This window comes from Aquibium carbonis, from assembly GCF_003970795.1.
Taxonomy (GTDB): Bacteria; Pseudomonadota; Alphaproteobacteria; order Rhizobiales; family Rhizobiaceae; genus Aquibium; species Aquibium carbonis.
The window spans coordinates 1-13486 of record NZ_RWKW01000038.1; the positions used below are offsets into that span (position 1 = coordinate 1).

The 13486-nt window shown below is 64.9% G+C and carries 9 protein-coding genes and 1 tRNA gene; 6 read left to right on the forward strand and 4 right to left on the reverse strand.

What is annotated here, in order from left to right; genetic code table 11:
* The 4 genes from EJC49_RS25635 to EJC49_RS11265 all read left to right on the forward strand — a co-directional run.
* Positions 1-880, forward strand: an 880-nt coding sequence (locus EJC49_RS25635) for a hypothetical protein (RefSeq protein ID WP_210211791.1), incomplete at its 5' end; no start/stop codon positions are given.
* Between the two features lie 2 nt (positions 881-882).
* Entirely contained in the window at positions 883-2343 is a 1461-nt protein-coding gene (locus EJC49_RS11255; RefSeq protein WP_126700029.1) for an aldehyde dehydrogenase family protein, read from the forward strand.
* 335 nt (positions 2344-2678) lie between these two features.
* Positions 2679-2753: transfer RNA gene (locus EJC49_RS11260), tRNA-Gly, on the forward strand.
* 278 nt (positions 2754-3031) lie between these two features.
* Complete coding sequence (locus EJC49_RS11265; protein WP_126700030.1) at positions 3032-4183, forward strand: hypothetical protein; 1152 nt, start codon at positions 3032-3034, stop codon at positions 4181-4183.
* A 30-nt stretch (positions 4184-4213) separates the two neighbouring features.
* Here the strand turns inward: EJC49_RS11265 and EJC49_RS11270 are convergent, their stop codons facing one another.
* The 3 genes from EJC49_RS11270 to EJC49_RS11280 form a co-directional block, all read right to left on the reverse strand.
* The gene (locus tag EJC49_RS11270) at positions 4214-5386 is read right to left on the reverse strand and encodes a rhamnan synthesis F family protein (RefSeq protein WP_126700031.1); all 1173 of its coding nucleotides are present in this window, start codon (positions 5384-5386) and stop codon (positions 4214-4216) included.
* Entirely contained in the window at positions 5383-6270 is an 888-nt protein-coding gene (locus EJC49_RS11275; RefSeq protein WP_210211792.1) for a glycosyltransferase family 2 protein, read from the reverse strand. The genes EJC49_RS11270 and EJC49_RS11275 overlap by 4 nt, the downstream gene beginning before the upstream one ends.
* An 88-nt stretch (positions 6271-6358) precedes the next feature.
* A complete protein-coding gene (locus EJC49_RS11280) occupies positions 6359-8194 on the reverse strand; it encodes an ABC transporter ATP-binding protein (protein ID WP_126700032.1) in 1836 nt (611 codons plus the stop codon).
* A 628-nt stretch (positions 8195-8822) separates the two neighbouring features.
* Between EJC49_RS11280 and EJC49_RS11285 the strand changes: the two genes are divergently transcribed.
* Together EJC49_RS11285 and EJC49_RS11290 are read left to right on the forward strand one after the other, a co-directional pair.
* On the forward strand, positions 8823-11873 hold the full coding sequence (locus tag EJC49_RS11285) for a glycosyltransferase (RefSeq protein ID WP_245453368.1): 3051 nt from the start codon (positions 8823-8825) through the stop codon (positions 11871-11873).
* 94 nt (positions 11874-11967) lie between these two features.
* Entirely contained in the window at positions 11968-12387 is a 420-nt protein-coding gene (locus tag EJC49_RS11290; protein ID WP_170314684.1) for a GtrA family protein, read from the forward strand.
* Here EJC49_RS11290 and EJC49_RS11295 read toward each other — a convergent pair.
* Complete coding sequence (locus tag EJC49_RS11295; protein WP_342635353.1) at positions 12344-13465, reverse strand: glycosyltransferase; 1122 nt, start codon at positions 13463-13465, stop codon at positions 12344-12346. The two genes, EJC49_RS11290 and EJC49_RS11295, sit on opposite strands and share 44 nt — an antisense overlap.
* Positions 13466-13486: the final 21 nt, after the last annotated feature.

Here is a 13486-nt window from a genome sequence, read left to right on the forward strand (position 1 = left end):
CGTGCGCGCGCTGCGCCGCGACGCCGCCGTGCCGAGCGCCTTTGCCGGGCGTTACGATCCGAAGGCCGGGACCGATCCGTGGGCGGACCTCGCCCAGCCGCAGCCCATCGTTTCGCCCGCCCGTCGCGTGGCGCGCGACGCCAGCCGCCTCGGCCTCGATGCCGATCTCTTCGCGGCTCGCGCCGCCCGTATCCAGGCAGCCTACGTCGGCGCGCTACGGGCGCGGATGCGCCAGCCGAGTGCTTTCGAAGGCCGCTTCGATGCCGGGTCCGGCGCGGACGCCTGGTACCGGCTGAACGACGAACTCGAGCGGGGGGCCGATGGCCGGTCGCAGCCGACCGAGCTTCGTCGCCTGGTCAAGGACGCCGCCGCGCTTGCCAGAGGGGCCGGAGAGCGGCTTTCCGCCCACGTGGAGGCCCGCCGCAAGGCGGCGCCGATGCCGTCGGCCTTCCAGCCGCGTCAAGGCGGCGTCGCGACCCATCAACCCATCGACACGAAACCGGCGAACGGGGCCGGGCATGGCACCGGGCACGGATTGATCGGCCACAACAGCGCCGGCTTCGTGGTCGATGACGAGAGCGAGCGGCCGGTCGAGGCGCCCACGCCGCGCGTGATCCTGCCGGACCCGGCCGGCCTCGCCGCAAGGGCGGCCGCGATCCAGGCCGCGCACGTGGCCGCCCGGCGCAAGACGCTGGTCGCCTTCACCATTCCAGCCGCCGCTTCCAGCATCGAGGCTGGGCCCGGTGCGGAAATGACGGCTGGCGACGACGTTCCGGCCGCGCGGCTCGCGGAGCCGGCCAAGGCTGGCCGGCCCAGGAAGTCGGACACAAACAGGGATGCTTCCGCGACCAGGAAGCGGAAGAAGCGCAAGGAGACTTGAAAATGGCTCGTGTATTCGAGGGCATGTACATCGGTGGCGGCTGGTCCGCCACCCGCAAGACGTTCAAGGACTTGAACCCGTCGGACGGATCGGTCTGGGCCGAAGTGCCCGATTCCGGCCGCGCCGAGGCGGCAGCGGCCATCGAGGCCGCGCATGCCGCGTTCCCGGCCTGGTCGCAGCTTCCCTTCTCCAAACGCGCCCACGTGCTGCACAAGGCGGCCGAAATCTGGGAGCGGCGTCGCATGGAGATCGTCGACGCGATCCAGGCGGAAGGCGGCGGCTGGTTCGGCAAGGGCATGTTCGAGACCGGCTACGTCACCGAGATCTTCCATGCGGCTGCCGCCTCGGTCTGGAACTCGACCGGCGAGGTGATGCCGTCCGAATACGGCAAGGTGTCGATGGCGGTGCGCCGCCCGATGGGCGTCGTCTCTGTGATCAGCCCGTGGAACTTTCCCTGCATCCTCACCGCCCGCGGCTTCCTCTTCCCGCTGGTCGCCGGCAACACGGTCGTGCTCAAGCCGTCCGAGGAAACCCCTTATCTCGGCGGTCTTCTGTTTGCGGAAATCTTCGAGGAGGCTGGCCTGCCCAAGGGCGTGCTCAACGTCGTCACCTGCTCGCGCGACAATGTCCAGGAGGTCGGCGACGAACTGATCGAGCATCCTTACGTCAAGGGCATCTCGTTCACCGGGTCGACCGCCGTCGGCCGCCAGATCGCGGCCAAGGCCGGCGCCCACCTGAAGAAGTGCTGCGTGGAACTCGGCGGCAAGGACTCGCTGATCGTGCTGGAGGACGCGGACATGGAGCGCGCCACCCAGGCGGCGAATTTCGGCTCCTTCATGCACCAGGGCCAGATCTGCATGTCGGTCGAGAAGGTGCTCGTCCACGAGAAGATCTTCGACGATTTCCTCAAGCGCTTCGTCGAGCGCGCCGCCAAGCTCAAGGTCGGCGATCCGACCAGGAGCAAGGAGCACGTCATCGGCCCGCTCATCAACGACAAGCAGGTCGCCAAGGTGAAGGAGCAGCTCGACGACGCCATCGCCAAGGGCGCCAAGGTGGTTCTCGGCGGCAAGATCGAAGGCCGCTTCGTGGAGCCGACGATCCTGACCGGCGTGACGCCCGACATGAAGCTCTACCAGGACGAGACCTTCGGCCCCGTCGTGCCGGTGATCCCGTTCCGGACCGACGAAGAGGCCGTCCAGATCGCCAACGACTCGGAATACGGCCTGTCGGCGGGCGTCATGACCCGCGACGAGGGCAGGGGGCTCGCCATCGTCGGCCAGCTCGACACGGGCAACTGCCACATCAACTGCTCCTCGGTGAACGACGAGCCACACGTTCCCTTCGGCGGCTTCAAGGCCTCGGGCGTCGGCAAGCATGGCGGTCGCTGGTCGCTGGAGACCTTCACCGAAACCCGGTGGCTCACGCTCGACCGCGGCGGCCGGCCCTATCCGCCGGTGTTCTGAGCCGCTGCGGCCGGCCGGCGGCGGGGCGCAAGCTTGGCCGCCGGCGGCAACGTAGCCGGCCGACTTCGATCGCCTCACCGAAAGCGTACCCGCGTCGGGGAAGCAGGCACGCTTCGGCATGCCGATGCGGCCGCGAGTTGGGTTCGCGCGGCGGGATGCCACGCGCCCGCCGGGTGCTCCGGAACGACGCGAAGACGGCGGGCGGGCACTTCCCGCGGGTCGTTCAGGCTTCCCGAAAAAATGTGCAGGCAACCCGCCAGGCGGCTATTTTTCCCTGTTGCAATCCCCGGTCAGTTCGGCCATATAGCCGTCACTCGCGGCCACAAGCTGCGTGAGCGGGTGTAGCTCAGGGGTAGAGCACAACCTTGCCAAGGTTGGGGTCGAGCGTTCGAATCGCTTCACCCGCTCCAGTTTTACGACGACGAAAGCCGCGGTCCACCGCGGCTTTCGTCGTTTTGGGGCGGCTCCGGTCCGTCAGTTTCCGGATCGCGTCGGCGCCGTGGTATCGCGCCTCCGGTTCCATGTTGCACCATGTTCGAGGCGGGCGATAAGCTCGCCGAAGTCGGCTAAGGCAGAAGTCAATGTCCCGACGGAGTTGCCGCCGCAACCGACGGGCGGATGCGTTGGCCGTGCGCTGGGGTCTGGCGAGGTTCACAGGGTTTTGGGTGAGGAAGCAGACAGCGTCGCGATGGGCAAGAAGATCATCATCCACATCGGACTGCCGAAGACCGGCTCCTCGGCGATCCAGGCCTTTCTGTCGCGCAACGTCGAGGCTTTGGCTTTGCAGGGCATTTCCTATCCCTCCCCCGAAAGCGCCCAGGTGTTGGGAGCGGGCGCCTGCACGGGCAACCTTCTTCACGTGATGCAGCGTCGCGCCACCGCGGACCATTTCTCCGGCACCGTCCCCGAGCGCGTCGATGCCTACCTGGATGTCACGATCGAGGAGAGCATTTCGACCAGCGGCACGGATACGGTGCTCCTGTCGGGCGAGTTCCTGGGCGCTTGGGTCACGCCCGGGCGAATCGCGGCTCTGCAGGCGCTTTCGAGACGCCATGAAGTCCTAATCGTTGCCTTTGTCCGTGACCTTTACGACTGGCAAGTCTCCGGCTGGAAGCAGAGGGTGAAGGCCAATGGCGAAACGCGTGATCTTTCCGAATACGTCGAAGCCGTCATCGAGGGGGGTGGCGGGGTGCTGCGACGCCTGCCGCAGTTTCTCGACAGTGGGCTCGACTGCCGGCTGCTGAACTACGATCACCACAAGCAGGCTCTCATCAGAGCCTTTCTGCACGTCATCGGGGCCGATCCGGACGCACCGGAGCTTCTGCTCGAGGCGGATCGCCTCGACAACCCCTCGATCTCCTACTGGCAGGCGACACAGGTGGGGATGGCCGTGCGCCACACCGGTTCGTCCCGACTTGCCGCGCTGCTGCTCGACCGCTTCCGATCCGAGAAAGACCCGCGCAAGGACCCCGTCATCGGCGACGTCGACCGGCGCTTGCTGGAAGCGCATCGAGAGATCGTTTCCAGGATCAACAGACTTCTGCCCGAAGGCCATGAATTGCGGCGGACCCCGCGAGAAGGCATGGCCCTTGGCGACGTCGGCTTCTCCGCCGAGGACATGACGCGCTTCATGCAGACCGTTCGACTTGTCCTCGACGGCCCCGAACTCAGGCCGAGCGTTGACCGGGCGCGGCAGGAAGGACTGCCGGGGGATTTCGATCCGTATGAGTATCTGCTGCGCAATCCCGACGTCGCAGCAGCCAAAGTCGATCCAGCCGAACACTATCTGACGTATGGCCGTTTCGAAGGGCGGACCTATCGTTCGGCAATCGACGGCTGAACCTGAGGAGGCCAGCGCCGATGCGCGCCTTCAGACGACGTCCGCCGTCTGGACGGTGGGAAGGCCGCGGTCCCGGCATATCGCCCTGATTTCCGCCGCCATGCTTTCGCCGCCGGCGCCGAACCCCGCGACCATCCGGGTCGTCTTCTCGCGTGCGACAGGATCCAGCCAGATCGGGGATTTCTTGAGAAAGGGATAGCCGGCCGTCTCGTGCAGATAGGCGGGAATGGTGTAGGCCATCCCCTGGCGCGCGATCGCCGTCAGGAACAGCTTTTCCAGCGTCCTGCGCGGCACCCCCCGCTGCGCGTCGGCGGCCAGAATGATGGCGAGACGATCGCGCAGAGCGGGATGTTCGGGGATGATGATCTGTTCGACATGGCGCCGCAGCGCGCTGTCGTCGAGCTTCGCGATCTCACGATCGATGCCGCCGATCTCGAACACCGAGCCATGGCGAAAACCGTGCTTGATCGCCCATTGGGTGAGGCCGATTTCACCGCGCCTGACGGTTCGCGACTTGGCGTTCGACAGGCGAAAGCCGCGCCAGAACCTGACGAAGCCCGGATCCGAAATCAGCGCCCGCGACATGGAGATTGCGAAGGAGCAGTAATGGAAGCTGCGCCTGCTGTCGTCGTAGCTCCATTCGAGGCTCTCGAAGCGATCGACGTCGGGCGGGTCGATCCCATAGTTGCTTGCCGCCCCGGCATAATCCAGGTCGCCAGCCTCGGCCAGGCTCAGCCAGTCGCGCGAGCCCGGAAGCGGAAACCAGCAGGAGTCGTTGAGAAGGACGAGGCGCCGAAGCCGGGGCAACTGCTCCTCCACCGCGAGGATCCCCTCGCGATAGGCGCCGAAATCATAGCCGAAATTCGCGCGCTCGATCAGAAGCGTGCTCGACTGCGCGAGCATCGCGCGACCAGGCTCCGTGAGGGGAAGGTTGCAGATCGTCACGGGCGAGTACCCCCGGGAGGCGATGTATCGCAGGCTCTCCACGTGGCTCGCCTGCACGCCATGGCGGGGGAACACGACGTAGATCGCCACCTTGTCGGTTTGCGGCACGTGGCCGGCGGTTCGAGCCTGCTGCGGGCGCAGCACGCGGTCGTGCCACGGCGTCGCGGTCAGGTATTCGCCCACCATGGCCGGAAAGGCGGAGATCTGGCGGCATACCCGGGCCGTCTCCCGCTTGAGCTTGCGCCTGTCGAGCGTCATGGGACCGCGCGCTCGGTCGTTGGCTCCTCCATGGCGTGGAAGGCCTCGCTGACCAGTCCTCGCAGGAAAGCCCGCTGCTTGGCGCGCTTGGCGGGCGACCACAGCAGGCCCGGGTTCAGGAACTGGACCATCGCCGCCGTGATCGCCAGGGGCGCCGCGAAGGGCACCTTGTGCTTGCGAGCGGCATAGATCCTGGATCGGCCCATCCACCAACCCTTGCGCTGGGCAATTTCGACCGAGCGCGTCGATCCTATGCCGCCGGCATGCACGACGAGCGCATCGCGGACATACCTCAGTTCCGCGCCGGCCTTGCGCAGGCGGATGCTGAGATCGTCGTCCTCATGGTAGAGAAAGATGTGCCTGTCGAAGCCGCCACATGCTTCGAAGGCTTCGCGCCGCACCCAGAGCGCAGCGCCGCTGAGAACCGGGACCACGCTGTCGTGAAGCGGTTCCTTGATCCATTGGGATCGTGGAAGGAGCACGCTCCGCCCCTTGAAGACCGATCGCCCCCGCTCGTCGACGAGCCGGGGACTGGCCGCGACGCAACCGGCGTATCGATCGAAGGCGGCGAGCATGCCGTCCAGCGTGCCTTCCGCAAGCCGGGCGTCGGGATTCACGAAGAACACGAACTCGGTCGAGGTGACCGCGCTTCCTTGGTTGCAAGCCGCGCCGAAACCGATGTTGCGTTCGTTGGCGATGAACTGCGCGCCGAACCGATCGGCCAGTTCGGCGATCGTGGCGACGTCGGAGGCCGCATTGTCCACGATGACGACAGGACAGCGGCCGGCCACGCTGGCCAGCAGATCGCCGACCACGTCGCTGCTTTCGTGGGTGACGCAAACGATGGATACGCGGCTCGCGGCCATGGAACTGGGCACTCTCATTCCGGACCGTCCCGGCCCGACCGTCCGCGATGCGCGCGACGACCAGTCATCATGACCGATCGTTCGGTATTGTGCGACGCCGCATCGCTCACTCCCCTGCCGCGCGGGCCAGGCTCTCCAAGGGCCCCGCGTCAGGCAGCAACTGGTAAGTGTACAGGCGTCGATAGGCGCCGTCATTGCGCAGCAGCTCCGCCGGCGGGCCCTGTTCGACGACCTGGCCGTCCTCGATGACCACGATCTGGTCCGCACCGGCGACGGTGGAAAGGCGGTGGGCGATCGTGATCGTCGTGCGGCCGTGGGCGAGCCTTTCGATGGCCTTGCGGATCCCGGCTTCCGATTCGGAATCGAGCGAGCTCGTCGCCTCGTCGAGGATCAGGATTTCGCTGTTGCGCAAAAAGGCGCGGGCGACCGTGATCCGTTGCTTCTGTCCGCCCGACAGGTTGCGTCCGTTCTCGCCGACATCCGTGTCGTAGCCGTTGGGAAGGGACATGATGAAGCCGTGGGCGCTCGCAGCCTTCGCGGCTTCGACGATCTCGCTTTCGCTCGCCTCTTCATTGCCGATTGCGATGTTGTGGCGGATCGTACCGGCAAACAGGAAGGGATCCTGGCCGACATAGGAAATGCGCCGGCGTAGCGACTTGAAGGTCACTTTCGAGATGTCGTGACCGTCGATCGTCACACGGCCGCTCTCCGGGTCGTAGAGACGCATGATCAGGTTGAGGATCGTCGATTTGCCGGCGCCGGACGGGCCGACCAGCGCCGTCACCTTTCCGGGTTCGAAGCTGAGGTCCATATCCTTCAGCACCTTGGGTCCGTTGCGATACGAGAACCCGACCTGCTCCAGGCGGATGAGACCGGGTCCCGCAGGCAGGTCCACCGCATCGGGCGCTTCCTTCAGCTCGATCGGATGATCGAGAATCTCGAACAGCATCCTGACGCCGACCATGTTCGCCTCGATCTGCACGCGCATGCGGGCCAACCGCTTGGCGGGTTCGTAGGTCAAGAGAAGCGCGGTCATGAACGAGACCAGCTCGCCGGGCGTGTTTCCGTTCTGGATGACCGCGATCGCGCTCAGGGCGATGGCGCCGGCGATCGCGATGCCGGCGAGCGTTTCCATCAGCGGCGATGTCGCGGCTTCGATCCGGGCGATGGCGTTGGCCCGCTGCTCGACCGAACCGATCGACCGGTCCATGTCGCGCTTCAGCATCGGCTCCAGTCCATAGGATTTCACGACCCTGAACCCGGTGGTGGCCTCCTGCACGACGCGAATGATCTCGCCGAGCGATGCCATCTCCATTTCCATGATCTTGCGGACCCTGGAAATCAGGAACCGAGTACCAGCGAGGGCGAGTGGGCCGAGGATCAGCGCGACCATCGACAGGAGTGGCTGCTGGACGATCATCACGATGACCAGCCCGACGATGGTGAGGCTGTCGCGAACGAACGACAACACGACCGTGTCGATGACGTTGCGCGCAGCCTGTGCGGCGTGCGTGACGCGCAGGAGCAGGTCCGAGGTCGCCCGGCTCTGGATGAAGGTCAGGTCGGCGCGAATGATGCGGTCGAACACCTCCCGCTGGTTGTCCGCGATGATCCGGTTTCCGGCCCGGCTGAGGAACACGGACTGGAAGTAGGTGCTGGTGCCCTTGACGATGAAGATCGCGGCGACCATGCCGGCCACCATCATGGTCTTCGCGACGTCACGATCGACCACCACGCCATTGACGATTTCGCGCATGATGTAGGCCGTCGCGGCCGTCATGCCGGCGGTCACCACCATGCCGATCATGGCGAGCGCGTACCAGTTGAGCTGTTTGCGGAAACTGTCCTTGAACAGCCGCACCAGCAAGGTGTTCTCGACTTTGAACAGACGTTGAAGAATGTCGAACAACTGTCCCGTCTCCGAAGCGAGCGGCGATGTCATCACGCATGTCGCGCCCCAGGCGGAAAACTGGAGTCTAGCGGAGACCTGCCCCATGCCATTCGCAAATCGGGGAGCGGAAGGCAACGTCTGCCGCATGGTGCCTTCCGTTTTTATGCCGACATGGGCTCGTGGAGGCCGCCTGGTTCCCTGTTTCCCCTCCGGGGCATCGGACCAACGGCAGACCGAGAGGCCATCCCGCCGTCGCCCGCCGGCTCATATTGTTTTCAAATTCGGGACTGTCCGATGTCGGGTTTGCCGCTTGGGCACGACGGATTTTTCGTGACGGGCGATTTCGACTGTCATCCATCTTGTGGAACATCCGGCGCGTGGATATGGGCTCCGGCATCGAAGATGGTGCCGACTCGAAGGGACGCTGGCTTGGCAGGCATGAGGGTCGACGACGGTGACTGACACGGTCGATATCCGTGAGGCTTTGCCGCAAGAAAAGACCACCGACGGAGATGATGGCGCAAAGGCCTCTCCGGAGGTCCCCGTCTCGCACACCGATCCTGCTCCGCGGAAAACCTGCATCCTGGTGATCGGTATGCACCGATCGGGAACGAGCGCCCTTGCCCGCCTGGTCAATCTGCTGGGTGCCGATCTCCCCCGAAATCCGCTCGGCCCGAGCATGAGCAACGCAGCAGGCCACTGGGAACCGGAACACCTCGTCGGTTGTCACGAGCGCATGCTGTCGGCCCTCGGATCGGCGTGGCACGACTGGGCGCCGCTCGACATCGATGGCCTCCCGGCAGAGCAGCGCGGTCATATCGCGAGCGAAGTGGCCGGGATCATCGCCGATGAGTTTGGAGAGAGCGCGCTGATCTGCCTCAAGGATCCCCGCATCTCTCGCTTCGCCCGCTTCTTCATCGAGGTGGTTGAAGCCGCCGGATACGACGTCGTCACCCTTGTCGCGTTGCGCAACCCGCTGGACGTGATCGAATCGCTGATCGCTCGGGATCAGGACTGGCCCGAAACCCACGGCCGCATCGACGCCGAACTGCTGTGGCTGAGCCACATGCTGAGCGCCGAAAGGGCCGTGCGCGACCGTCCGCATGCCATCGTTTCCTACGAGGCTCTGATGGAAGACCCGGCCGCAACGCTCGATCGGGCTCAAGAGCGACATGGCCTGCCCTTGCCGAGAGCAGACACGGCCGCGGCAGACGCGATGCGTGCCTTTCTGAGCCCGACATTGCGTCACCATGACGCCGGGGCGGAGCAGGTTCGCCGCGATCCTCGGACCTCCCGATGGGTCGCGGATGCCTATGACGCCTTCCGCGATCTCGAAAACGGCAGAGATGTCGCGGCCGCGCATACTGAACTCGATCGTATCGCAGGAGAATATGGGGACGCGCTTCGTCGGGGACTTGCGGCGGTGCGTCCTGACGCATCGGCGCCTGACGAGACAGGCGTGACCGGCCCCGAGGCCGATCTCATGCCAGCTACCTATGCGGCGCGGACGAGCTTCGGCGTCGTGCTGGACGTCTCGCCCGGGCCGAGCCCAGGGAATCTCGGCGCGGCCAGGAACTTGTCCGCGCCAGTTCAGGGGGGCGAAGGGATCTGGTCGGACTTCGAGTTCGAACCGCTCGAATCGGGCTGGTACCGTATCGTCGCCGAGATACAGGCCGAAGCGACCATTCGCCCGCGCATCTATGTGGCGCAGGGGCGTTCCTTTGCACGGGATCGGTCGGCCGCGCTGGCCCGGATCGCCGGCACCGACCTCTATGAGGGCCGCTTCCTGGCGCGATTGCCGTTCGACTCCGTCCGGCTCGAGGCGGCCAGCGGCATTGCGCCTGTTCGATGGACGTCAGCCACCATCGGCCGGCTGGGGCTCCGCCAACGCTTCTCGGGCCTGATCGCGTCTTCGCTGCGCAAGGCGGCGTGGCGCCCCACATCCTTCGTTTCGATGTGGAAGGCCTATCCCAGGCTGAAGCGATCGCGAGATTTTATCGACCTGTCCCGCTTCTGGCCGGATGGGGAGAAATCTGGCGCCTACGATGCCTGGATCGAGCGATACGACTATGATGACGACTTCGATCGCGCTCGACTGGCCGCTCGCGTCGCCGCTCTTCCGTCAAGACCGCGGATCAGCGTCGTCATGCCGGTCTACGACACGCAGCCGGAGCTTCTGGACGAGGCCATCCGGTCGGTCGTCGATCAGGTCTACCCGGATTGGGAACTCTGCATCGCCAACGACGGCTCTCGTGCGCCTCATGTCCGCCCGCAGCTCGACCGCTGGGCCGCGCGGGACCAGCGCATCAAGGTCGTGCACCAGACGGAGAACGGCCACATCTCCCATGCCACGAACGCGGCTTTCGCGCTTGCCGCGGGTGAATGGGTCGCTCTTCTCGACCACGACGATCTCTTTGCACCGAATGCTCTCGCCGAGGTCGTGCTGGCGCTCGATGCGCATCCCGATGCGGCGCTCGTCTACAGCGACGAAGACAAGGTCGATGAAAAGGGGCGACGCTTCGATCCGCATTTCAAGCCGGACTATTCGCCCGAACTGCTGCGTTCGATGAACTATTTCAATCATCTCACGGTTCACCGCGCCGACCTCGTTCGTGCCGTCGGAGGCTGGCGCCCGGGTTTCGAAGGCAGCCAGGACTACGACATTGCGCTGCGGATCCTCGAACGTGTCGCTCCCGCCCAGGTGGTCCATGTACCGAAGGTTCTATACCATTGGCGGGCCATCGCCGGATCGACCGCGCTTTCTGGAACCGAAAAGAGCTACGCCAGCAAAGCCGGCTTGCGCGCGCTCGTCGAACATCTGGCGCGGACCGGACAGGATGCGCGTGCGGTCGAGGTTGCGGCGCAGGGTTGCTTCCGCGTGCAGCACACGATCCGGCAGCCGGAGCCTCTCGTCAGCCTGATCATCCCGACGCGCGACCGCGTCGATCTCCTCCGGGTGGCCGTCGAGTCGATCCTGCAGAAGACGACATACCGGAACTTCGAGATTATCGTCATGGACAACGACTCGCAGCAGGCGGAAACCTTCGCCTTCTTCGACGAGATCAAGCGCCATGCGAACGTTCGCGTGATCGCCTATCCCCATCCGTTCAACTACTCGGCCATCAACAACGAGGCCGTGCGGCATGCGCGCGGCGCGATCATCGGCCTGATCAACAACGACATCGAGGTCATTACGCCGGACTGGCTGGGCGAAATGGTCTCGTGGGCACAGCTTGAACGGGTCGGCTGTGTCGGAGCCATGCTCTACTACCCGAACGACACCATCCAGCACGCCGGTGTGATTGTGGGCCTAGGCGGTGTGGCCGGCCATTCGCACAAGCATTGGCGCCGGGGCGAAAGTGGCTATTTTTCGCGCGCGAAGGTCGTCCAGAACCTGTCGGCTGTGACTGGCGCCTGCCTCCTCGTTCGTCGCGTCATATTCGACGAGGTGGGAGGGCTCGACGAAATCCGGTTCAAGGTCGCGTTCAACGATGTCGACTTCTGCCTTCGGGTCCGGGCCGCAGGCTACGAAAACGTCTGGACGCCCTTCGCTGAGCTCTATCATCACGAGAGCCCGTCGCGCGGCGCGGACGTCACGCCGGAGAAGCGCGCCCGATTCGATCGTGAGATACGGGCGATGAAAGAGTTATGGGGCCCCGAACTGGCGGCCGATCCCTATTATTCTCCCAACCTGACGACCCACGCCGAGGATTTCAGCATCGCGAAGTGAACGCGAATGCCGCGTTGCATTCGCGTGGGTCCAAGCCTAATCACGATGGCGTTGGATCACCCCCACCGGGTCGTCAGGAAAGTGCAGGTTCCGCTTGTTTGGCACCCTTGGAAACAACACCTTCCCGGCGAGCCGCCTCGGCCGAATTGCCCGGTTTGCGGCAGTGGGAATCGCCGCGACGTCATCGCATGCGCTGACGACCATCGTCCTGGTGAGCTTCCTGGCGGGAAATCCGACACTGGCGATGGTCATCGGCACCGTTGTCGGGGTGGCGACATCCTATCTCGGCAACGCCTTGTGGACGTTTGGCGCGACGGGCCGTCACGTCGACCATCTTCCGCGTTTCCTTCTCGTCTACGGGGTCATCATGTCCTTCAATGCGCTGACGATGTTCCTCCTCGAGCAGATTGTCGGTCTCAACTACCTCATTCCCCTGGCAATCGCTTTGACCATATCGCCCGCGTTGACCTTCATTCTGAACGAGAGATACGTCTTTCGAGGCTCGCTCCGATAGTTCTCGTCTCCGCGACGAAGACGTCTGCCATTTCGCTGGGGATCAGCGCAAAGTCGCGATTGTTGTTCAACACGACGAACAGCCCGCCAAGGGCGACCGCGGCATTCTGGACGAGGACGATCATCAGGATGCCCGCAACGGTCGTGGCCCAGCCCGGCGTTGCCAGGCCTGCAAGTTTCATGATCACGGCGACCGCCGTTGCAAGGGCTGACAGGCCGAACATGCCGGCCGAGAAGAGCAGGATGCGCGTGAACGTTCGCTCGCTGAAGACCGCCACCGAACTCAATCCGTGAACCACCAAAGACACGAGGTTCATCTTCGAAAGGCCGGCAAATCGATGCCCGCGGTCTGCGGCGACACGAATGATGGGGCATCGCGAACGGAGCATCGTGGCCGGCACGTGCAGCAGCAACTCGTGCATTGCCGTGAGGCGACGCGCCACCGCGCGGTCCATCGCACTGAAGTTGCCGAAGGTAATCTGTGTTCCGGTGAGGAGCGAGAAGATCTGGCGGTAGAGACGATAGAACAGGGTGAAGCGCAACCCTTCGCTGCGGCGCCCTCGCTCGGCGACGACGATGCTGCCGGCGTTGACCCTCAGTGCCCGCAGAAGCAAGGGCACGTCCTGTGGCCGATCCTCGCCATCGCCATCCATGATGACGATGGCCTCGGCCGGCGTCCGCACGGCGTGGCAAAGCCCGATCGCGATCGCTCGCTGATGTCCGACGTTGCGGACCAGGCGCACGAGCGTTCCCTCAATGCCCGTTTCGGCCAGGGCTTCTGCGAACCCCGTATCCGCTTCGGTGGACCCGTCGTCGACCACGAGGAGATGAACCGGCCCGGTTTCGTCGGCGAGTGATCGCGCAAGCTCCGCAATCAGGATCCGCAGCGAGTCCCAGTCGTTGAAGACGGGGACCACGATCGCGATGCCCGCGCCTGCCTTCTGGCTGGCTTCTGCATTGATGTTCATCACACCCCCACCCCACCTGTTTCGTTTAGAGCAGACGTCGTTTCGATCGCCATGGCACTCCCCCGGAAGGTGAATGCGTCTGGACTGCCCCGGTGGAGCCGCACGCTCCATGTCCGGCGCGCAGGGCGGCGT

Bases quoted from the DNA above. Each gene is read 5' to 3' on its own strand.
- EJC49_RS11255 (WP_126700029.1), top strand. From the start codon at position 883: ATGGCTCGTGTATTCGAGGGCATGTACATCGGTGGCGGCTGGTCCGCC.
- EJC49_RS11265 (WP_126700030.1), top strand. From the start codon at position 3,032: ATGGGCAAGAAGATCATCATCCACATCGGACTGCCGAAGACCGGCTCC.
- EJC49_RS11270 (WP_126700031.1), bottom strand. From the start codon at position 5,386: ATGACGCTCGACAGGCGCAAGCTCAAGCGGGAGACGGCCCGGGTATGC.
- EJC49_RS11275 (WP_210211792.1), bottom strand. From the start codon at position 6,270: ATGAGAGTGCCCAGTTCCATGGCCGCGAGCCGCGTATCCATCGTTTGC.
- EJC49_RS11280 (WP_126700032.1), bottom strand. From the start codon at position 8,194: ATGACATCGCCGCTCGCTTCGGAGACGGGACAGTTGTTCGACATTCTT.
- EJC49_RS11285 (WP_245453368.1), top strand. From the start codon at position 8,823: ATGAGCAACGCAGCAGGCCACTGGGAACCGGAACACCTCGTCGGTTGT.
- EJC49_RS11295 (WP_342635353.1), bottom strand. From the start codon at position 13,465: ATGGAGCGTGCGGCTCCACCGGGGCAGTCCAGACGCATTCACCTTCCG.